The sequence below is a fragment of the Tenacibaculum sp. AHE14PA genome (assembly GCF_019278465.1).
In the GTDB taxonomy this organism is placed as follows: domain Bacteria; phylum Bacteroidota; class Bacteroidia; order Flavobacteriales; family Flavobacteriaceae; genus Polaribacter; species Polaribacter bernardetii.
On sequence record NZ_CP058983.1, the window covers coordinates 647,771 to 670,011 of the forward strand.

Annotated in this window: 22 protein-coding genes; 16 read left to right on the forward strand and 6 right to left on the reverse strand. The window is 30.9% G+C overall.

Annotation, left to right across the window (positions count from 1 at the left end; translation table 11 throughout):
• The first annotated feature begins 15 nt into the window (after positions 1-15).
• The gene (locus H0I30_RS02920) at positions 16-231 is read left to right on the forward strand and encodes a helix-turn-helix domain-containing protein (RefSeq protein WP_218772820.1); all 216 of its coding nucleotides are present in this window, start codon (positions 16-18) and stop codon (positions 229-231) included.
• Positions 232-582: 351 nt separating this feature from the next.
• Positions 583-1,158: a peptidoglycan-binding protein LysM gene (locus H0I30_RS02925; protein WP_255554320.1), complete on the forward strand. Its 576-nt coding sequence runs from the start codon at positions 583-585 to the stop codon at positions 1,156-1,158.
• Between the two features lie 48 nt (positions 1,159-1,206).
• On the opposite strand, the gene H0I30_RS02930 is transcribed toward H0I30_RS02925, so the two are convergent.
• Genes H0I30_RS02930 through dnaA form a run of 3 tightly spaced genes read right to left on the reverse strand, consistent with a single transcriptional unit; the run spans position 1,207 to position 3,796 of the window.
• Positions 1,207-1,914 (reverse strand): SAM-dependent methyltransferase, encoded by a 708-nt coding sequence (locus H0I30_RS02930; protein WP_218772821.1) that lies wholly within the window; start codon positions 1,912-1,914, stop codon positions 1,207-1,209.
• Positions 1,914-2,369 (reverse strand): low molecular weight protein-tyrosine-phosphatase, encoded by a 456-nt coding sequence (locus H0I30_RS02935; RefSeq protein WP_218772822.1) that lies wholly within the window; start codon positions 2,367-2,369, stop codon positions 1,914-1,916. The genes H0I30_RS02930 and H0I30_RS02935 overlap by 1 nt, the downstream gene beginning before the upstream one ends.
• 2 nt (positions 2,370-2,371) lie before the next feature.
• The gene (dnaA, locus tag H0I30_RS02940) at positions 2,372-3,796 is read right to left on the reverse strand and encodes a chromosomal replication initiator protein DnaA (protein ID WP_218772823.1); all 1,425 of its coding nucleotides are present in this window, start codon (positions 3,794-3,796) and stop codon (positions 2,372-2,374) included.
• 173 nt (positions 3,797-3,969) lie between these two features.
• Between dnaA and H0I30_RS02945 the strand changes: the two genes are divergently transcribed.
• The 4 genes from H0I30_RS02945 (at position 3,970) to secA (ending at position 8,759) form a co-directional block, all read left to right on the forward strand.
• The gene (locus H0I30_RS02945) at positions 3,970-4,377 is read left to right on the forward strand and encodes a thioesterase family protein (RefSeq protein WP_218772824.1); all 408 of its coding nucleotides are present in this window, start codon (positions 3,970-3,972) and stop codon (positions 4,375-4,377) included.
• Between the two features lie 11 nt (positions 4,378-4,388).
• Positions 4,389-4,961: a cob(I)yrinic acid a,c-diamide adenosyltransferase gene (locus tag H0I30_RS02950; protein WP_218772825.1), complete on the forward strand. Its 573-nt coding sequence runs from the start codon at positions 4,389-4,391 to the stop codon at positions 4,959-4,961.
• A 100-nt stretch (positions 4,962-5,061) separates the two neighbouring features.
• Entirely contained in the window at positions 5,062-5,283 is a 222-nt protein-coding gene (locus tag H0I30_RS02955; RefSeq protein WP_028889331.1) for a DUF2795 domain-containing protein, read from the forward strand.
• A gap of 125 nt (positions 5,284-5,408) precedes the next feature.
• The gene (gene secA, locus H0I30_RS02960) at positions 5,409-8,759 is read left to right on the forward strand and encodes a preprotein translocase subunit SecA (RefSeq protein WP_218772826.1); all 3,351 of its coding nucleotides are present in this window, start codon (positions 5,409-5,411) and stop codon (positions 8,757-8,759) included.
• 56 nt (positions 8,760-8,815) lie between these two features.
• On the opposite strand, the gene ung is transcribed toward secA, so the two are convergent.
• A complete protein-coding gene (ung, locus tag H0I30_RS02965; RefSeq protein WP_218772827.1) occupies positions 8,816-9,478 on the reverse strand; it encodes a uracil-DNA glycosylase in 663 nt (220 codons plus the stop codon).
• A 37-nt stretch (positions 9,479-9,515) separates the two neighbouring features.
• On the opposite strand from ung, the gene H0I30_RS02970 reads away from it, so the two are divergent.
• The 4 genes from H0I30_RS02970 to H0I30_RS02985 all read left to right on the forward strand — a co-directional run bounded on the left by H0I30_RS02970 (position 9,516) and on the right by H0I30_RS02985 (position 13,623).
• On the forward strand, positions 9,516-11,723 hold the full coding sequence (locus H0I30_RS02970) for a DNA mismatch repair protein MutS (protein WP_218772828.1): 2,208 nt from the start codon (positions 9,516-9,518) through the stop codon (positions 11,721-11,723).
• A 294-nt stretch (positions 11,724-12,017) separates the two neighbouring features.
• Positions 12,018-12,542 (forward strand): hypothetical protein, encoded by a 525-nt coding sequence (locus H0I30_RS02975; RefSeq protein WP_218772829.1) that lies wholly within the window; start codon positions 12,018-12,020, stop codon positions 12,540-12,542.
• On the forward strand, positions 12,542-12,790 hold the full coding sequence (locus tag H0I30_RS02980) for a conjugal transfer protein TraF (protein ID WP_218772830.1): 249 nt from the start codon (positions 12,542-12,544) through the stop codon (positions 12,788-12,790). Before H0I30_RS02975 ends, H0I30_RS02980 begins: the two co-directional genes overlap by 1 nt.
• Positions 12,787-13,623 (forward strand): metallophosphoesterase, encoded by an 837-nt coding sequence (locus H0I30_RS02985; RefSeq protein WP_218772831.1) that lies wholly within the window; start codon positions 12,787-12,789, stop codon positions 13,621-13,623. The genes H0I30_RS02980 and H0I30_RS02985 overlap by 4 nt, the downstream gene beginning before the upstream one ends.
• Positions 13,624-13,725: 102 nt before the next feature.
• On the opposite strand, the gene H0I30_RS02990 is transcribed toward H0I30_RS02985, so the two are convergent.
• Together H0I30_RS02990 and H0I30_RS02995 are read right to left on the reverse strand one after the other, a co-directional pair.
• Positions 13,726-13,950: a hypothetical protein gene (locus H0I30_RS02990; protein ID WP_218772832.1), complete on the reverse strand. Its 225-nt coding sequence runs from the start codon at positions 13,948-13,950 to the stop codon at positions 13,726-13,728.
• A 21-nt stretch (positions 13,951-13,971) separates the two neighbouring features.
• Entirely contained in the window at positions 13,972-15,363 is a 1,392-nt protein-coding gene (locus H0I30_RS02995; protein ID WP_218772833.1) for an MATE family efflux transporter, read from the reverse strand.
• A gap of 112 nt (positions 15,364-15,475) precedes the next feature.
• On the opposite strand from H0I30_RS02995, the gene tpx reads away from it, so the two are divergent.
• The 6 genes from tpx to ribB all read left to right on the forward strand — a co-directional run bounded on the left by tpx (position 15,476) and on the right by ribB (position 22,189).
• Complete coding sequence (tpx, locus tag H0I30_RS03000; protein WP_218772834.1) at positions 15,476-15,973, forward strand: thiol peroxidase; 498 nt, start codon at positions 15,476-15,478, stop codon at positions 15,971-15,973.
• A 6-nt stretch (positions 15,974-15,979) separates the two neighbouring features.
• Positions 15,980-16,360 (forward strand): diacylglycerol kinase family protein, encoded by a 381-nt coding sequence (locus H0I30_RS03005; RefSeq protein WP_218772835.1) that lies wholly within the window; start codon positions 15,980-15,982, stop codon positions 16,358-16,360.
• A gap of 27 nt (positions 16,361-16,387) precedes the next feature.
• Positions 16,388-18,814, forward strand: coding sequence for a DNA translocase FtsK (locus H0I30_RS03010; RefSeq protein WP_218772836.1), 2,427 nt, complete (start codon positions 16,388-16,390; stop codon positions 18,812-18,814).
• 40 nt (positions 18,815-18,854) lie between these two features.
• Complete coding sequence (locus H0I30_RS03015; RefSeq protein ID WP_218772837.1) at positions 18,855-19,508, forward strand: outer membrane lipoprotein carrier protein LolA; 654 nt, start codon at positions 18,855-18,857, stop codon at positions 19,506-19,508.
• Positions 19,509-19,596: 88 nt separating this feature from the next.
• Positions 19,597-21,069 carry an LptF/LptG family permease gene (locus H0I30_RS03020; protein ID WP_218772838.1) on the forward strand — a complete coding sequence of 491 codons (1,473 nt, stop codon included), beginning with the start codon at positions 19,597-19,599 and terminating at the stop codon, positions 21,067-21,069.
• Complete coding sequence (gene ribB / locus H0I30_RS03025; protein ID WP_218772839.1) at positions 21,047-22,189, forward strand: 3,4-dihydroxy-2-butanone-4-phosphate synthase; 1,143 nt, start codon at positions 21,047-21,049, stop codon at positions 22,187-22,189. Before H0I30_RS03020 ends, ribB begins: the two co-directional genes overlap by 23 nt.
• Positions 22,190-22,241: the final 52 nt, after the last annotated feature.

The window sequence follows — 22,241 nt, forward strand, 5'->3', positions numbered from 1 at the left end:
GCACAAAAAAAGAGCATGAAAAAGTCTACAGAAATTGAACTTTCTTTAATTCTTATAAAGTTAAAAGAAGAAAGATTAAAAACGGGGATGTCGCAAGTGGATTTTGGAGAAAAAATTGGTTTAAGTCAAAACGCATACTATAAATTAGAAACTGGAAAAACGAAACTTGATATGTATCGTTTTTTAGCTATCTGTAAAATTTTAGATATTGAGCCTAAATCTTTTTTCTAATGTACTATATAACTACCACTATATGTGTGCAAGCGTTGAAAAAATTGGTTTTCATGATTTTGCAAGCTCTTTAGCTCAACATAACAGAAATGCTGCTAAATACCAACGGTGGGTTAATCAACGAGGAATTGTTAGGTAATTTTAACAAAATTTTATTCTCAGTAAAACATCAAAAAAACCACAAATAAGATAATCTAATTATCATTTCATTGATTTTTAAATAATAAAAGCATCAATAACGAGAGATTTTCATATTTCACAACAATCTTAACGTATTGATTGCTAATGATTTATATTAATTAGTGTACATTTGCACCGCTAAACAGAAAGTAACTAATTATCAAGTATTTAGTGTTTTTATTAATAGGTTTTGTAGCGCTCGTTAGCTTTACAACTCCAGAGGTTAAAAAAGATAAAACAACACCTAAACCAAAGAAAACAGCATATTATGCTCATAACTTTAATATTCCTTTCTTGGTTAAAGATTTTGTTGGTTTTAAAGAAGCTTTAGCTTTTAAAGAATCACAAGGAAGATACCGAGTTGTAAACAAACTAGGCTATTTAGGGAAATACCAATTCGGAAGAGAAACCTTAAAAAGGTTTAGAATTTACAATACGCAAAACTTCTTAAAAACTCCTGAATTACAAGAAAAGGCATTCGTGGCTTACTGTAAAGTAAATAAATGGATTTTAAGAAAAGACATTAGAAGAAGTGTAGGTAAAACTATTAATGGTACTAAAATTACCGAATCTGGTATTTTAGCTGCAGCACATTTAAGTGGTGCTGGTAACGTTAAAAAATACTTGCGATCAAACGGAGTTTTTAGATTTAACGATGCGTTTGGAACATCTATAAAATCATACATGAAAAAATTCGCCGGTTATGATGTTTCTAACATCAAACCTAATAAAAAAGCGCGCGTTTAAAACGTTAAAAAACATAAAAAAATCGCATCTTAGTAAGATGCGATTTTTTTATGTTTTATGAAGTATAAAAATAGTAGGTCGTTTGTGTAAATCCGTTTTTATATTTTTCCATTCTTGTACTGTATGTGTTTTTATATATTCTGATGGTAATGTTATATCACACGCTACACAGACCCTTGTTTCAGGAGATAAAATTGTACGCAAATCATCTAACATCTTTTCATTACGATAAGGTGTTTCTATAAAAATTTGAGATTGATTTTTATCTCTAGAAATTTTTTCTAGTTCTTTTATTGCTCTTTTTCTATCCGATTTATCGATAGGTAAATAACCGTTAAAAGCAAAGTTCTGCCCATTCATACCAGAACCCATCATCGCCATTAATATTGACGAAGGCCCTACTAAAGGCACTACCTGAACACCTCTTTCGTGTGCCAATTTTACAATACTTGCACCAGGATCTGCAACTGCAGGAACACCTGCATCTGATAATAAACCAATTGAAATTCCTTTATCACAAATATCTAAATAATTTCGAATTTCAATATCATTCGAATATTTATCTAACAATAATAACTCTAAAGAAGGTTGTGCTTTATTTGGTGTAATTCTTTTTATAAATCTTCTTGCAGATTTTTCATTTTCTACAATAAAATGGTCAAGATGTTCTATTACTTTTTTAACTGATATAGGCATTACCTCTAATGGTTCAGTTTCGCCTAAAGTTGTTGGTATTAAGTATAATTTCCCTTTCATTAGTTCTCTAATTTTGAAGCAATAATTTCACAGGCTTCATCTAACATTTTATATACATTTTCAAAACCTTGATTACCTCCGTAATATGGGTCTGGAACATTTCTGCTTTCTGTTGGATATTGCTCGTTTAAAATCATTTTTACTTTTCGAGCATCTTCGTTATCATCAATTATCGAAAGAATATTGTGATAATTACTTTCATCCATTGCATAAATTAAATCAGATTCCTTAAAATCTGATTTCACAAATTTTCTTGAGCGTTGGTTTGTTATATCTATTCCGTATTTTTTAGCTACTTCAATAGATCTTTCATCTGGTAATTCACCAACATGATAACCAGCAGTACCAGCAGAATCAACTTTAAAAAATTCGCTTGATAATTTTGATTGTAAAATACCTTCGGCTAATGGCGAACGACAAATATTCCCCAAACAAACCATTAGTATTTTTTTCATAATTACAAGGTTAACTTCTTTGTTAAATCTTCCACGTATTTTTTAAATTGCTTATCTGTTTCTGTTAAATTATCAACAGTTTTACAGGCATGTAAAACGGTAGCGTGATCTCTTTTACCAATCTGACTTCCAATACTAGCTAATGAAGATTTGGTCATACGTTTTGCAAAAAACATCGCTAACTGACGTGCTTGAACAATGTGCCTTTTACGTGTTTTAGATTGTAAAGTAGCAACATCCATATCGAAATACTTCGATACTACTTTTTGAATATAATCGATAGAAACTTCTTTCTTTGTATTCTTAACAAATTTATCAACAATTTCTTTTGCTAATTCAACCGTAAATTCTTTTCTATTAAAAGAAGCTTGTGCTATCATCGAAATAATAACACCTTCTAATTCACGAACATTAGATTTTATATTCTTTGCTATATATTCTACAATTTCTTCTGGCATTTCAACACCATCTCTATATAATTTATTTTGAAGAATAGAAACACGTGTTTCAAAATCTGGTGCTTGTAATTCAGCTGATAATCCCCATTTAAAACGAGATAATAAACGCTGCTCTATGTCTTGCATATCTACAGGCGCTTTATCAGAAGTTAAAATTACTTGCTTTCCATTTTGATGTAAATGATTAAAAATATGAAAGAATACATCTTGTGTACCTGTTTTTCCTGATAAGAACTGAACATCATCAATAATTAAAACATCAACCATTTGATAAAAATGAATAAAATCATTTCTCGTATTCGATTTTACAGAATCGATAAATTGTTGTGTAAATTTTTCTGATGAAATATATAAAACTGTTTTATCAGCATATTTGTCTTTTATCTCTACTCCTATAGCGTGTGCTAAATGTGTTTTACCTAAACCAACTCCTCCGTAAATTAATAACGGATTAAATGAAGTTCCTCCTGGTTTATTAGCTACTGCCATACCCGCAGATCGTGCTAATCGGTTTGCATCACCTTCAACAAAATTATTAAAATTATAATTCGGATTTAATTGAGATTCTATTTTTACCTTTTGCAACCCAGGAATAATAAAAGGATTTTTTAATTCTCTTTTAGATTCTAAAGGAACTGTTACTTTTTGAGGTTTTAACGGGTTACGGTTTGAACTCGGTATTTTTACTGTTTGAGGGCTATTACTACTATACGTATTTTCCATACGTACATCGTAAATTAATTTGGCCTCGCTCCCTAATTCTCTTACTAAAGCTACTCTTAATAATTTAATATAATGCTCTTCTAGCCATTCGTAAAAAAATTTACTAGGCACCTGAATTGTAAGAGCTTCCCCGGCCAATTTTGTTGGCTTAATAGGCTCAAACCAAGTTTTATATGCTTGGGACTTAATGTTGTCCTTTATAAAAGACAAACATTCATTCCAAACTGAATCAGCAGTTTTAGTCATTTGGGTTAAAAACAATTTTAGTTGTTAATTTTTATTCGATTTCTGGGGGCTACAGGTATACCTGTTTGAGCGAACAAAAGTGTGAATAAAATTCAGTATAAAAAAATCAATCTCCTATTGATTCTTAACTATTTTTTACGTAACGTTATTGCATCTTAAAAACAAAATATAATTTGTTAAAAAATAAAACTACAATCCGTGTTCGATATTCAGAGACTGACCAAATGGGAGTGGTATATCACGGTAATTACGCACAATACTTCGAAATCGGCCGCACAGAACTACTGCGTTCTACAGGTGTTACATACAAATATATGGAAAAAAATGGGGTAATGCTGCCAGTTATTTCATTATCGTGTAATTTTAAAAAATCAGCCGTATATGACGATCAAATAACAATTACAACTGTTATAAAAAAAACACCTTCTGTTAAAATAGAATTTGACTACGAAATTACCAATCAAGACAATCAATTAATTTGCACAGGCAACACTATTTTAGCTTTTATAAATATGAATACAAAAAAACCAATGCGTTGCCCTAAATATATTTTGGAAAAACTAACTTTACCAAAACAATAATAAAAAGCATAATGAAAATATATACTAAAACTGGCGATAAAGGAACTACAGCTCTTTTTGGTGGAACTAGAGTTCCTAAACACCATTTACGAATTGAAAGCTATGGTACTGTAGATGAATTAAATTCATATATAGGTTTAATAAGAGACAAAAATACAGATGACTTATTAAGAAACTCACTTTCTAAAATTCAAAGTGAATTATTTACACTTGGTGCAATGCTTGCAACTCCGCCAGAAAAAGAAACCTTAAAAAATGGTAAAGAGCGTTTAAATATACATAAAATAACAGCTGCTTCTATTCAGTTTTTAGAAGATCAGATGGATTTTATGAACAAGAGCTTACCGCAAATGACTCATTTTATTTTACCAGGAGGACACGAAACTGTGTCATTCTGTCACATAGCACGTTGTGTTTGTAGAAGAGCAGAGCGCTTATCAGTAGCTTTAAATGAAGAAGAAGAAATTAACAGTGCTGTTTTAATGTATTTAAACCGACTTTCTGACTACCTTTTTGTACTGGCACGAAAGTTGTCCCAAGACTTAAACGCAGAGGAGGTTAAATGGATTCCTGAAAAACTGTAACTAAGTTCTTTTTTTATTGATTTCACATTTTTTTAAAAAAAACTTGACTTTCTCCAAAAAAAAATTATTTTTGCGAGAATCTTACTAAAAAGACAAATAAATGTATTGGACACTTGAACTAGCATCATATTTAGCAGATGCACCTTGGCCTGCAACTAAAGACGAACTAATTGATTACGCTATTCGTACTGGAGCGCCTTTAGAAGTCGTTGAAAATTTACAAGATATTGAAGATGAAGGAGATTCATACGATTCGATAATTGAAATTTGGCCAGACTATCCGACTGAAGAAGATTATCTTTGGAACGAAGACGAATACTAAAAATACAATCACAAAAAGTCTCTAATATAAGAGGCTTTTTTTTTGCTTACTTTTAAGCATAAACACAACTATATAATTAACGCTATTAACCAAAAGTTAACTAGCTATAAAACAATATTTTACAAATGAGCGTTTTAAATTCGATTCTAAAACTTTTTGTTGGTGATAAACAACAAAAAGACCTAAAATCTCTACAACCGATTGTTGAGAAAGTACGATCTTTCGAAAATTCATTAAATAATTTATCTAACGATGAGTTACGAGCAAAAACAATCGAATTTAAATCGAAGATAAAAGAAGCTACAAAATCTTTTACTGAAACGATAGCAACGTTAGAAGAAGAAGCTTTAACTGCTGATATTGATCGTCAGGAAGAAATATATACTGAAGTTGATAAATTAAAAGACGAATCTTACCAAACATCTGAAGCTGTTTTATTAGATATTATGGCAGAAGCTTTTGCTGTAGTTAAAGAAACTGCCAAACGTTTTACGAATAATGATAAACTAGAGGTATCAGCAACTGCTTTCGACAGGGAATTATCTGCTACTAGAGAACATATTACTTTAGATAACGACAAAGCTTTTTGGGCAAGTTCATGGGATGCTGCAGGTAAAGAAGTTACTTGGGACATGATTCATTACGACGTGCAATTAATTGGTGGATCTGTTTTACACAATGGTAAAATTGCAGAAATGATGACTGGTGAAGGTAAAACACTTGTATCTACCCTACCTGTGTTCTTAAATGCCTTAACAGGTAACGGTGTGCATGTAGTAACTGTAAATGATTACTTAGCAAAACGTGACCGTGCTTGGATGGCGCCAATTTTCGAATTTCATGGTTTAAGCACCGATTGTATCGACTTTCACCAACCTAATTCAGAAGAACGTAGAAAAGCTTATAATGCCGATATTACATACGGTACCAACAATGAGTTTGGTTTCGATTACTTACGTGATAATATGGCTAGCTCTAAAAACGATTTAGTACAAAGAGCACCTAACTACGCAATTATTGATGAAGTAGATTCTGTTTTAGTTGATGATGCTCGTACACCCTTAATTATTTCTGGTCCTGTGCCACAAGGTGATCGTCATGAATTTAACGAATTAAAACCATTAGTAGCCGATTTAGTTTCACTACAAAATAAATATTTAGTTGGTGTTTTAGCAGAAGCTAAAGCATTGCTAAAAGAAGGAAACACAAAAGATGGTGGTTTTTTATTATTAAGAGTTTACCGTGGTCTTCCTAAAAACAAAGCATTAATTAAGTTTTTATCACAAGAAGGAATCAAGCAAATTCTTCAAAAAACAGAAAACTTTTATATGCAAGACAATAATAAGTTGATGCCAGAGGTTGATACTGAATTATGGTTTACTGTAGAAGAAAAAAATAATCAAATTGATTTAACGGATAGAGGTATTGCTCATTTGTCAGAAAAAACAACTAACGATACATTTTTTGTTTTACCAGACATCAGTGTTATTGTTGGTCAAATTGATAATAGTGACGATTCTCCTGAGGAAAAAGCAAATAGAAAAGAAGAATTATATCGCGATTTTAGCGTAAAAAGCGAACGTATACACACAATGAATCAGCTTTTAAAAGCATATACTGTTTTTGAAAAAGATGTTGAATATGTTGTGATGGACAATAAAGTAATGATTGTTGATGAGCAAACCGGTCGTATTATGGACGGACGTCGTTACTCTGACGGATTACACCAAGCATTAGAAGCTAAAGAAAATGTAAATATCGAAGATGCAACACAAACGTTTGCAACCGTTACTTTACAAAACTACTTTAGAATGTATCGTAAGTTATCTGGTATGACAGGTACCGCGATTACAGAAGCTGGTGAGTTTTGGGAAATCTATAAATTAGATGTTGTAGAGATTCCAACAAACAGACCTATTCAAAGAGATGATAAAGAAGATTTAGTTTACAAAACTACGCGCGAAAAATACAACGCTGTTATTGATGATGTTGTACAATTATCAAACCAAGGTCGTCCAGTTCTTATCGGAACAACTTCTGTAGAAATATCAGAATTATTAGGTAGAATGTTACAAATGCGTAAGATTCCGCATAACATATTAAATGCAAAATTACATAAACGTGAAGCTGATGTTGTTGCCGAAGCAGGTAATGCTGGCGTAGTAACCATCGCAACAAACATGGCAGGTCGTGGTACCGATATTAAGTTATCAAAAGAAGTAAAAGAAGCTGGTGGTTTGGCAATTGTTGGTACAGAGCGTCATGATTCTCGTCGTGTAGACCGTCAGTTACGTGGTCGTGCAGGTCGTCAAGGTGATGTTGGTTCTACACAGTTTTATGTAGCACTAGATGACAACTTAATGCGTTTATTTGGTTCTGATAGAATTGCTAAAATGATGGACAGAATGGGATTAAAAGAAGGTGAAGTAATTCAGCATTCTATGATTTCTAAATCTATTGAAAGAGCGCAAAAGAAAGTAGAAGAAAATAACTTTGGTATTCGTAAGCGTTTACTTGAGTATGATGATATTATGAATGCACAACGTGAGTTTGTTTACAAACGCCGTCGTCATGCATTAGATGGTCAGCGTTTACAGATTGATATTGCAAATATGATTTATGATACTTGTAGCTCAATTGTAAAGCAAAATAAAATGAATAGCGATTATAAGAACTTCGAGTTCGAATTAATTCGTTTTTCATCAATGACCTCTCCTTTCTCTGAAGACGAATTCAACAAATTAACAGAAGAAGAGTTAACTGATAAATTATATGTTATTGTTTCTGCTCATTATAAAAATGATACAGAAAGACATGCAGATAATGCTTTTCCTGTAATTAAAAATGTTTTTGAAACAGAAGGTGATCGTTACGAACGTATTGTGGTTCCTTTTACTGATGGTGTAAAAACATTACAAGTTGTAACCAACTTAAAAGAAGCTTACGAATCTGAAGGAAAATCATTAGTAAACGATTTCGAAAAGAACATTACGTTATCTATTATTGATGAAAACTGGAAAGATCACTTACGTAAAATGGACGAGTTAAAACAAACCGTTCAAAATGCTACGTATGAGCAAAAAGACCCTTTATTAGTTTATAAGTTTGAAGCTTTCGAATTATTCCAAGCAACTGTTGACAAGATTAACAAAGAGGTTTTATCTTTCTTATTTAAAGGTCAGTTGCCAAGTCAAGATGCATCACAAGTATCAGAAGCTACTGAACAAAAAAGAGAACAATTAGATACTCGTAAAGACGAGGTTCAAAACTCTTCTCAGCAAGCAATGAACAGAGCTCGTAATCAGCAAACTCAAGAAGAACAAGTTATTGAAACTGTAGTTCGTGAGCAACCAAAAATTGGTCGTAACGAAAAAGTTACTATTAAAAATGTAATGTCTGGCGAAGAAAAAGATGTTAAATATAAACAAGCAATACCTTTATTAGAAAAAGGAACTTGGGTGTTATACAACAAATAAGCTGTCTTAATTTTATATAAAAAAAGCTTGGTAATTAAATTACCAAGCTTTTTTTATTACCATTTTATTTCATCGTAATCCTTACTCCTCAAAAAATCATTCGTTTTAGAGAAATGACCACTACCAAACCAACCTCGCCAAGCTCCTAATGGCGATGGATGTGGAGCTTTAAAAATTGTATGCTTTTCTAAGTTAATAACGCCTCCTTTTTTTTCTGCAAATTTTCCCCAAAGTAAAAACACAACATTTTCTTTTTCTTCTGATATTTTTCTAATAACAACATCTGTAAACTCTTCCCAACCTTGTTGCTGATGACTTCCTGCCTCACCTTCTCTTACCGTTAAGGTAGCATTTAGTAACAAAACCCCTTGTGTAGCCCAACGAGACAAATCTCCAGACACAACAGACGGAATACCAACATCAGTTTCTACTTCTTTAAAAATATTCTTTAATGACGGCGGATGCTTAATTCCGTCTTTAACAGAAAAACACAATCCGTTTGCCTGCCCCTTTCCATGATATGGATCTTGTCCTATAATTACAACCTTTAAATCATCAAAAGAACAATAATTAAAAGCTGCAAAAACAGCTTCTTTATACGGGAAACAGGTGTGATTATTATATTGATTATCAACAAAACTGGTTAAATTTTTAAAATATGGCTTTTCGAACTCAGTTTGTAAAATATTTTTCCAGCTATCACTAATATTTAGTTGCATTGTTTGTTATTTTTGTATCCGTTTCAAATATACTATTTTGACTAAAAACATTTCAGAAAAGACACTTCAAGATTTAGAATTCACAACAGTTTTAGAACAAGTTGCAGAACATTGTATTACAAATTTAGGTAAGAAAAAAACGCTTACTGTTCAGCCAATATCAAATAAAAGAAAATTATTTTTCGAATTAAATTTAGTAAACGAATACCTGTCTTCTTTTGAAAATGAAAACAGACTTCCAAATCACTTTTTTGAAGACATAACAGAAGAAACTAAACGATTAGCCATAGAAAATAGTTTTTTAGAAACCGAATCTTTTTTAAGAGTTGCTACAGTTACAGAAACTGTAAACGAAATGAAAAAGTTTTTAAAAAAATTTAAAACATACTACCCTACTTTATTTACTTTAAGTGATCAGATAGAACTTACAACTTTTGTTTCTGATAGCATAAAAGAAATTATTACCTCATATGGTAAAGTTGCAGATAACGCTTCGCCTGTTTTAAAACAAATACGTAAAGATGTTAACAACATACGCGGAAAAATATCTGAAAGTTTTACACATGCTTTAAGTAGAAATATAGCCAATGGTTATTTAGATGATATTAAAGAAACTATTATAGATAATCAGCGTGTTTTAGCTGTTACAGCAATGCATCGTCGCAAAATAAAAGGTAGTTTATTAGGTGCTTCTAAATCGGGTAACATTGTTTATATAGCGCCACAAGCTACCTTGGCTTATAGTAGAGAATTACAAAATTTAATTTATGAAGAAAAGCAAGAGGTTGTTAAAATATTAAGAGCCTTAGCTAGTAAAATTCATCCTTTTACACCTTTACTAAAGGAATATATTGTCTTTTTAACACATTTAGATACGGTTGCTGCTAAAGCAAAATATGCGAAAAGCATTAACGGATTATTGCCTAAAATTACCAAAGAGAAAAAGATTCTTTTTAAAGATGCTTATCACCCTGTGTTATGGAAAAAGAATAAAGATCAGAATAAAAAAACATTTCCTCAAACTATTCAGTTAGATGAGAAACAACAAATTATTGTTATTTCGGGTCCCAATGCTGGTGGAAAAAGTATCACTTTAAAAACAATTGGTTTATTACAGTTGATGCTACAAAGCGGATTATTGATTCCTGTTCACGAGCGAAGTGAAACTACGTTATTCAACACTATATTAACGGATATTGGAGATAATCAATCCATAGAAAATCAACTAAGTACTTATAGTTATCGCTTAAAAAATATGCGTTCATTTTTGAAAAAATGCGACGATAACACATTGTTTTTAATTGATGAATTTGGTACTGGTTCTGATCCTGAATTAGGAGGTGCCTTGGCGGAAATTTTCTTAGAAGAATTTTACGAAAGAAAAGCATTCGGAATTATTACAACGCATTATGCTAATTTAAAGGTTTTGGCTAACGAACTAGATAATATTACTAATGCAAACATGCAGTTTGATGAACGTACTTTAGAGCCTTTATATAAATTATTTATAGGACAAGCAGGTAGTTCTTTTACTTTTGAAGTTGCTCAGAAAAACGGAATTCCGTACAGCTTAATCAACAGAGCTAAAAAAAGAGTAGAAACTGAGAAAATTAGATTAGATAAAACAATTTCTAAACTTCAGAAAGAACGCAATCGTTTACAAAAAACTTCCGACAGTTTGGTTAAACAAAAATCTAAAGGACAAGAACATATTGACAGTTTACAGGAAAAAGAGCAAAAAATACAAAGCAAACTTTCAGGTTTTCAAGAGTTGTACGATAACAATCAACGAATGCTTACCTTGGGAAGAAAGACAAACGAATTACTTAATAAGTATTTTCAAACCAACAATAAAAAGGAATTATCTACCGAGTTTTTTAAATGGGTTGCTGCAGAAAACACAAAACGCATAAAAAAAGCACCACTTAAAAAATTAACAAAATTAGAAAAAAAACAAGATAAAATTACTACTCAGAAGCAACAAGAAGCTATAAAAAAAGTAGAAAAAGAAGTGCTTCAAAAAGTAGTAAAAATTAGATCTGAAAAGAAAGAAGAAGCTAAAAAAATAGCAATCGAAAAAGCTGCTTACGTTTACTGTGTAAATGACCGCGTTAGATTAATTGATGGAAACTCTGTAGGAACAATTGATAAAATTGAAAAGAAAACTGTTTTTATCAATTATGGTTTATTTACAACCAAAGCAAAACTAGAACAGTTAGAATTGGTAGAACGTGCTAAAAAATAGGTAATCTTATCTTAATTTATTATTAAAAATAAGCGAACTTTGCGAATTCATTTTTTTGATGAATTAAAACCATCTATACCACTAAAGTTATCATCAAACAAAAATAAAATTATTCAAAAGTTTAAAAAAAATATAAACCATTAACCTTAACTAAATTTACTAATATATTAATTCGTGGAAATCAAATACATGATTCTATTACTAAAAAAAATCTATGAAATATTTGTTAAACTTAACAAATTCTTAAAATATACTTACTATATTATTAGCGAGGTTTCACTAATTATGATTACGATGTATAAAAATACTTGGAACACAAAAAAAATACAATACAATAAAGAGAGTAAATTAAAACATTCACTAACAACATTGATAATCATAATTATCATTAATAGTATGAATGCACAATTAGAACTCGAATCTTTTATAGATATTGGTGAAAATAATGTATCAGAAGGTGTATATATAAAAAATGCCTATAGAGGTAATTATCAGTATAAAAAATATAATATTGAAACTGGAATACAATTTGACTTAATGAGTAGTAATCCAAACACACTTACCGGGATTGATATCATAGGTTCTAGAAAATTTTTAATAAAAAACTTTTCTTTTGACGTTAAAGGTTTTTTTATGCTAAATAGATTTTCAGATTTAATGTATGAAACCAATTACGGAATACGATTAGAAACAAGAAAGTTTAAACATATCCTTTTTGAAATTGGTACAAATTTTAAAACGTATGCAATAATGCAAAAGCCAGAAAAGAATATAACATTGATAAATCGAATAGCAAATTACATGAAAATTATATCGTAATGTACTTAGTTACTGCTTTCCTTAAAACTCATGATAGTGATTGGAATGTTGGTTTCTCTGTTACTAATTTTGATTATTATGCAATTGATCAATTAGTTCATCCTCGTATTAATTTACAAATGAAGTATAAACTAAAACCTAATCTAACTTTATATCTTGACTCATGGTATAGGCGTTCGGGTATTTTTAATATCAGTGCTAATCATTTTGGCTATTTTTTTAGAGGAGGTATAAAATGGAAAATATGAAAATAAAAATATTATTACTTTGTCTATTATTCTCTCTATTGTCTTGTGATGATAATGAATTCCGTGGTTTTTTCACCTCTTACGAAGATGCAAATAAACGTTTTGAGCAATCTCTTAACTGGAATGAGCAGTATGGGTATTCTGAATTAAATTTAGATAAAAACACGTATGCGCTACATTTAATGGGAGATTCTCATATTGGCGGAATAAAAGGTATAGATGCTTTCTTTAAAGAAGCAATAGATAAGGAAGCCACCGCTGCTGTATTATTAGGCGATTTAACATCTGGGCGTAAAGATGATTATGATTTTTTTGCAGAACACATTCCTTCAAAAGATTTGCTAATGTACTATCCTATTGCAGGAAATCATGACTTATATTATGATGGTTGGAAAAGTTTTTATTCTTTATTTGGCTCATCGTCTTATTACTTTGTTGTAAATACTCCAGCTGCAAGCGATCTTTTTATTTGTTTAGATACTGGTGGAGGAACTTTAGGTGACAAACAACTAAAATGGTTTAAAAAACTTTTAGAAGCGAAAAGAAAAGATTACAGGTACTGTAATGTATTTACTCATAACAGTCTATTTCGCTTAGATTCAAAATCTAATTTACCACTTATAGGTGAAGAGGTGCAAGTTTTATTAGACTTATTTATAAGACATCGTGTAGATGTGGTAGCTACTGGTCATGACCACAAGAAAAATACTGCTATTTTGGGTAATACAACTCACATTGTCGTGGATGACTTGAAAGATGATAATAAAACCCCAAATTATTTAAAACTAAATTTTACAGAAGAAAAAATTGATTATAATTTTATTAACCTTTAATTATTTCCTCTTAACCTGATTACAAAAAAATTGCTTGCTAAATCTTTTAAAATTAGATTGAGCAAGCAATCTATATTGGAGAATAAGTTTTTAGAAAGAAACTTACTCTAAGCCTTCCATTTCTTTATCATAAAACTCTCCTGCCTTATCCATTAAACCGGCTAATTCGGTAGTAATATCTTCTTCTGTTTCCCCTGTTAAATCTTCAAACCATTCTACTTCATCATCTTTTAAATTGATTAAAAAACGTGGAAATTCTGTATGTAAGACAAAAATATCTTCTGGATGATTACTATTATCTGCTAATAAAAATTTAGGTAAATTCATAAAAAACGTATTATTTATATTTTATTTAACCCCAATAACGGAGTTTCTTTCAATCAATTTTAAAGTTAATCTATTAAATCTAATAAAAAGTAAAACAGATGCTGTTGTTAAACCCGCTAATAAACCTAACCAAATACCAAAACTACCATAAGTTTCTTCAGTTCCTAAAAAATAACTGATAGGAAAACCTACAATCCAATACGATATAAAAGTAATTATTGTTGGTATTTTAACATCTTGTAACCCTCTTAATGCTCCTAATATTACAACCTGAATACTATCTGATATTTGAAAAATAGCTGCCGCAATTAATAAATTTGCTGCAATCTTCATTACTTCCATATTATCCGCATAGTTTTCAGCATCACTTAAATCTACATATAAATTAGGTAGCGATTTGTGAAATAGGTAAAAAATGGTTGCGAAACCTATTGCTAATATAATTCCTAACAAAAAGATAGAAAAGGCGATTCTTCTAAGGGCTATAAAGTTTTTTAACCCTTTTTGATTTCCTACTCTAATCATAGAGGCAACTCCTAATCCCATAGCGACCATAAATGTCATTGAAGACAAGTTTAAGGCTATTTGATTTGCTGCTTGAGCATTTTTACCTAACAATCCGCTTAACCAAATGGCTGCTGTAAAAATAGCTACTTCAAAAAACATTTGCATAGCACTTGGTGCTCCTAAGTTTATTATTTTACGAAGCATTAATTTATCGAGTACAAATAATTTGATATTAGTTACCAATAGCTCCGAGCGTTCTTTTCTTTTTAAAATCCACCAAAGGTGAAATACCATTACAAATCTAGATAACAAGGTTCCGTATGCAGCACCTACAATTCCCATTTCTGGAAATCCGAATTTCCCGAAAATCAACAAGTAATTTAAAACTACATTTATAACATTCGCTAAAATTGTAGCATACATTGGATAACGTGTCATAGACAAACCATCACTAAATTGTTTGAATGCCTGAAAAACAATCATCGGAATTAAAGAAAAAGCAACCAAATCTAAATACGGAATTGCTAATTCAACAACTTCAACAGGTTGTTTCATTAAATACATTAAAGGTTTTGATAAGAAAACCAATAGAAACATTAAAATACCTATAGTGGTACATAAAAACAAACCGTGTTTGAAGGTAGCTTTTGCTTCTTTAAAATTGTTAGAAGAATCTGCTTCTGCAATTAGTGGTGTAATTGCTGTAGAAAACCCGATTCCTAAAGACATTGCAATAAACATAAAACTGTTTCCTAAAGAAACAGCTGCTAACTCGGCCGTTCCTAATTGCCCTACCATAATATTATCTACAAAACTTACAAAAGTGTGCCCTAACATTCCTAACATTACTGGGGCTGCAAGCTTTAGGTTGTATTTAAATTCTGATGTGTATTGTTGTAAGTTCAAAAGGTATTGTATTTCAAAATGCGAAGATAACTTTTTTAACAGTCCGCTATCTTTATCTTCTTCATTTTTTAATTAATTTAATTACCTTTGATTTTTATAAAACAAACAGAAAATGGCTACAATAACATTAAAAGGAAATTCAATAAATACAACAGGAAATTTACCGAAAAATGGTAGTAAAGCAACTGACTTTTATTTAGTTGCAACCGATTTATCAATTAAAAAATTAGCTGATTTTTCAGGTAGCAGATTAATTTTAAATATTTTTCCTAGTGTAGATACAGGTACATGTGCTACATCTGTTAGAGAATTCAATAAAAAAGTTGCAGGTTTAGACAATACAAAAGTTTTATGTATTTCTAGAGATTTACCTTTTGCACAAGGTCGTTTTTGTGGCGCTGAAGGAATTGAAAACGTAATTATGTTATCTGATTTTGCTACTGGAAAATTCGGTAAAGATTATGGTTTAGAAATTACAAATGGTCCTTTAGCTAACTTACACTCTCGTTGTATTGTTATAATTAACGAAGAAGGAAACGTTGTATATACAGAACAAGTAAGTGAGGTTGTTGATGAACCAAATTACGAAACAGCTTTAAAAGCTTTATAATATTTTATGAAAAATCCTAATGACGGTTTTATTAAAGGAAGGTTGCGTAGTATGACCTTTGCTTTAAAAGGAATGTGGTTATTAATTACTACTGAAGATAGTATTAAAGCACAATTTTTTTTTGGCTTTATTGCTACTGTTTTAGGTTTTTGTTTTAACATTTCTATGAATGAATGGATGCTTCAAACTTTAGTTATCGGAATGGTTTTAGTAGCAGAAGCTTTAAATACTGCTGTTGAAAAAGTAGCTGATTTTGTGCATCCTGATTATCATGAAAAAATAGGTTTTATAAAAGATATTGCAGCTGGCGCACCCGCTTTTGCAGCCTTTACCTCATTGATTATTGCAGGTATAATTTATCTTCCTAAAATAATAGCTATCTTGTAACGTTCAATTTATTTCTAACCTAAATACATGGCAAAAAAAAAGACAACCACTCAAAAGAAACAACCTAAAAGTAATTCGTTAAAAAAAGTATATTCCTTTTTTTCTAACAAACACAACCAAACTATTTTAGGTGCTTTTTTGGTGCTTTTTTCAATATTTTTAACTGTTGCATTTATCTCTTTTTTCTTCTCTTGGCAAGAAGATCAAAGTGCTTTATCACAGTTCTCTAATAAAGCAATTCCTACTAAAAATCTATTAGGCAAAATAGGAGCTAAACTAAGCAACTTTTTTATTTATAAGGGCTTTGGTTTAGGTGCTTTTATTATACCTGTTACGCTATTTTTAACGGGAGCAAGAATCTTACTTCAAACCAATTTAAAAAGAATCATAATTTCATGGAATTGGGGTTTATTAATAATGCTTTGGTTATCTATTTCATTAGGATTTGTAGAAAAAAAGAATGCACTTTTATCTGGTGTTATTGGTTTTGAATTAAATGAATACTTACAAACATTCTTAGGAAAAACAGGATTAAGCATTTTATTGTTTTTCTTTTTGATTGCTTATTTAATTATTCGTTTTAGTATTACTCCTGAAAAAATCAGCGAGAAAGTAAAAGCTGCAAAAGAAAACAAAATAGTAGACACAACAATCGTTAATCAAGATATTGTTAAAGAACCTCTTAAAGCGAAAGCTACAGAGCCAAAGTCTGGATTTGAATTATCTGTAGAAAACTTGCAGCCTACTATTTCTAAACATTCTGGAGTAAAAACCACTACAGAACCAAAAGAAGAAGGAGAAGAGATTACTTTAAATGTAGCTTTAAAGAACGAACCTTTAGTAAAAGTATCCGAAGAAACAAAAAAAGAGATTGAGATTGCTATTGAACAAAATTCTGAAGAAAAAAGTGTTGCTGAAAACTTATCTGATAAATTAGTTAAAGATTTTGGTGAATTTGATCCCACATTAGATTTAGGAAACTTCAAATTCCCAACCTTTAATTTATTAAAAGAATATAACGAAACTATTTCTATAGATCCGGAAGAACTTGAGGCTAACAAAAACCGAATTGTAGAAACACTTAAGAACTATAAAATTGGTATTGAACAAATTAAAGCAACCGTAGGACCAACAATTACATTATATGAAATTGTTCCTGAAGCCGGTATTCGAATTTCGAAAATAAAGAATTTAGAAGATGATATTGCCTTATCTCTTTCTGCTTTAGGTATTCGTATTATCGCACCTATTCCTGGTAAAGGAACTATTGGTATTGAGGTTCCGAATAAAAAATCGACAATTGTTTCTATGCATTCTGTTATTGCATCAAAGAAATTTCAAGAATCTCAAATGGAGCTTCCTATAGCCTTGGGTAAAACAATTTCTAATGAAACCTTTGTTGTCGATTTAGCTAAAATGCCACACTTGTTAATGGCAGGTGCAACAGGTCAAGGAAAGTCAGTTGGTTTAAATGCTGTTTTAACTTCTTTATTATACAAAAAACATCCTGCAGAAGTTAAGTTTGTTTTGGTAGATCCGAAGAAAGTAGAATTAACATTGTTTAATAAAATTGAGCGTCATTATTTGGCAAAATTACCTGACAGTGAAGAGGCTATTATTACCGACACTGCCAAAGTTGTAAACACATTGAACTCTTTATGTATAGAGATGGACAACCGTTACGACTTGCTTAAAAACGCCATGGTTCGTAATATCAAAGAATACAATACGAAGTTTAAAGCACGTAAGTTAAATCCGAATGACGGACATCAATTTTTACCATATATCGTTTTGGTAATTGATGAATTTGCTGATTTAATTATGACTGCTGGTAAGGAGGTAGAAACACCAATTGCTCGTTTAGCACAATTAGCACGTGCCATAGGAATTCATTTAATTGTGGCTACACAAAGACCTTCTGTAAATGTAATTACAGGTATTATTAAAGCAAATTTCCCTGCAAGAATAGCGTTTAGAGTAACTTCTAAAATAGATTCTAGAACAATTTTAGATGCTGGTGGAGCAGATCAATTAATTGGTCGTGGAGATTTATTATATACCGCAGGAAATGACTTAAACCGAATTCAGTGTGCTTTTGTTGATACGCCTGAAGTTGAAAAAATAACAGACTTTATTGGCTCACAGCGTGCATATCCTGATGCCCATTTACTACCTGAATATGTAGGTGAAGAAGGTGGCACAAATGTTGATATAGACATTGAAGACAGGGATAAATTGTTTAAAAGTGCTGCCGAAGTTATTGTTACAGCACAACAAGGTTCGGCATCTTTATTGCAACGTAAATTAAAATTAGGATACAATAGAGCTGGTAGAATAATAGATCAACTAGAAGCTGCTGGTATTGTGGGACCTTTTGAAGGAAGCAAAGCTAGGCAAGTTCTAGTTCCTGATTTTGTTGCTTTAGAACAATTACTAGAAAACGAAAAAAATTAATAGTTATAAAAATATTCCCGTAACGGAAAAAAGATATAAAATGAGAAAACTAGCATTATTATTTATTGGATTATTTATTAGTGTAACCACCATTGGTCAAAACACTTCTACGCAGGCTAAACAGTTGTTAGATGAAGTTTCTAGCAAAATGGGCGCTTACAATAACATGCTTATTGGTTTTAACTCTTCTTTAATAAATAAAGAAGCTGGTATAACAAACGATCCTCCTATACGTGGAGTAATTACACTATCTGGCGAAAAATACAATTTAGATTATTTGGGAAATAACTTTGTTTTTGATGGTAGAAAATTAGTTGTAATCAATAAAGAAGAAAAAGAAGTAAATATATCTAATGGAGATTTAGAAGAAGAAGACGGATTTATTTATCCATCTAAACTATTAACTTTTTATAAAGAAGGCTATACTTTTTCTATGGGAAAACTAGAAAACAACAACGGCCGTAAAGTACAGTTTGTAAACCTAACGCCTATTGATAGTAATTCTGATATTATAAAAGTTCAATTAGGTATAGATGCAAAAACAAAGCATATTTATAAATTAGTTCAAATAGGTTCCAACGGAGCTGAAACAACTTTTACAATAACTAAGTTTAAAAGTAATCAACCTATTTCTAAAAATCTATTTTCATTCGATAAAGAAAAGTTCCTAAAACAAGGATACTTTATCGATTAAACTCAAAGTATAAATTTTGTTAATGATTGTAAAAATCATTAACAAAATTTATACTCTTTTATTCATCTAACCCACTACCTTTGCTACTGTGAAAACATTAGACAAATATATTTTAAAAAGCTTCTTACAGCCTTTTTTCGCAACATTCTTAATAATACTATTCGTATTAGTAATGCAAGCTCTATGGCTTGCTTTTGATAATTTTGCAGGTAAAGGAATTAGCCTTGTTATTATCTTAAAATTTCTTTGGTACACAATGCTACTTATGGCACCGCAAGCTTTACCTATTGGAGTTTTACTTTCTTCTATTATGACTTTAGGAGGCTTATCTGAAAACTATGAGTTTGCAGCGGCAAAATCCGCTGGTATTTCGTTACCTAGAATGGTGCGACCTTTAATGTTTTTAACTATTTTTTTAAGTGCTGTAAACTTTGTGTTTTTAAACAATGTATATCCGTATGCAATGTTAAAACAACTAAACATGAAGGTAAATATTAAGAAGAAACAACCTGCAATTGCTCTAGTCGCTGGAAGTTTTAATACCGAATTACCAAACTTTCAAATTAAATTTGAAGAAAAGTATGGTGAAGAAAACAACCTTCTTAAACAAGTAATGATTTATGATTTATCTGCTAAAAAAGGAAATAATAAAATTATAACAGCGAAAAGAGGAAGAATAATTTCTGAAGAAGGAAGCAGATATATGACCCTAATTTTAGAAGAGGGATATTATTTTGAGCATCATATTAGTAACGGTATGACATTTAAGGAAAAGCAAAAAATGCCTGCTTCTCATGCTTATTTTGATGAATACACTATTAATATAGACATCTCTTCTTTTAGTGAAGATGATATTGGTGAAGAAAAATACACAAGGCAATACAACATGTTAAGTTTAGCACAACTTAAAGATACGCTGCCTACCCTAAAAAAAAACTATGACGCTTTTATTACTAGTCGATCTAAAAATTTATTTTTAAGTATTGATATTGAAGATTTACATTCATATCCAGACTCTTTAGTTAATAAAGAACTTTCGTCTGATATACTTAAAAATTTTGAGGTTAGAGAAAAACAAAATATAATAAATACTGCAAACTCGAAAATTAAACGTAGCTTAAATAATTATAAATCCAGTAAAGAAACACTAAAAAGAAGAAGAAAATATCTTAACTTATATGATATTGAATTTTACAACAGAGTTGCTTTTTCACTTTCTTGCCTATTACTTTTCTTTATAGGGGCACCACTAGGTTCTATCATACGAAAAGGAGGAATGGGGTTACCCATGATTTTAGCCATTGGTATATATGTTCTTTATTTTTTTACAAATACTTTTGGACGAAACCTAGCTGAAGAAAGCTCTGTAACAGCTATAACAGGCTCTTGGCTAAGTGTATTTTTAATGCTACCTTTGGCTATAACATTAACGATTAGAGCAAGTAAAGACAAAGGTTTGTTCGATTTTAAAACCTTTATCAGTCCGCTTGTCAATTTATTTAAAAACCTATTCTCTAAAAAGAGAAAACAACATAACAATGACAACACAAACAGCAACTAAAATTCAATTACATACAATTGAAGAGGCCATACAAGATATTAGAGACGGAAAAGTTATAATTGTTGTAGACGATGAAGATCGCGAAAATGAAGGTGATTTTTTAGCTGCGGCCGAAAAAATTACTCCAGAGATGGTTAACTTCATGGCAACACACGGTAGAGGTTTAATTTGTACACCACTTACCGAAGATCGTTGTAAAGAACTGGAGTTAAATATGATGGTTAACAACAATACAGATCCTTTAGAAACTGCTTTCACCGTTTCTGTAGATTTAAGAGGAAAAGGTGTTACCACCGGTATTTCTGCTGCCGATAGATCTAAAACAATTAAAGCTCTAGTTGATGCTGATACGAAACCTTTCGATCTTGCTCGTCCAGGACATATTTTTCCTTTAAAAGCAAAAAACGGAGGTGTTTTAAGAAGAACCGGTCATACCGAAGCTGCAATTGATTTTGCACGTTTAGCCGGTTTAAAACCAGCAGGTGTTATTGTAGAAATCATGAATGAAGATGGTACGATGGCTCGTTTACCGCAGCTATTAAAAGTAGCCAAAAAATTCGACCTAAAAATTGTTTCTATTGAAGATTTAGTGGCGTACAGAATGGAACATGATTCTTTAATTGAAAAGAAAGAGGATTTTAATATACAAACTCGTTTTGGTGATTTTCGTTTAAGAGCTTATCAACAAACTACCAATAAACAAATCCATATCGCTTTAACGAAAGGTAATTGGACAAAAGATGATGCTGTGTTAACCCGAATTAATTCAACTTTAATTAACAATGATATTCTTGGTACTCTAACCAACAATGCTGACAAAAAACTAGATCAAATGTTTAATGTCATTAATGAAGAAGGTAAAGGTGCTATTGTTTTTATCAATCAAGAAAATCAAGCTTTAAACTTATTAAACCGTTTAAGAGGTTTAAAAGACAACCAAGCTAATGGTGAAATGAAGGCTCCTAATGTTGTGATGGATAACAAAGATTTTGGTATTGGAGCACAAATATTACACGATTTACACTTGCATAAATTGCGTTTAGTTTCTAACACAAAACAAACCAAACGTGTTGGTATGATTGGTTACGGATTAGAAATTGTAGATTATGTAAATTACTAAAACATGCATTTTATAAAATAAAAAAAGGAAGCTCTAGAGCTTCCTTTTTTTA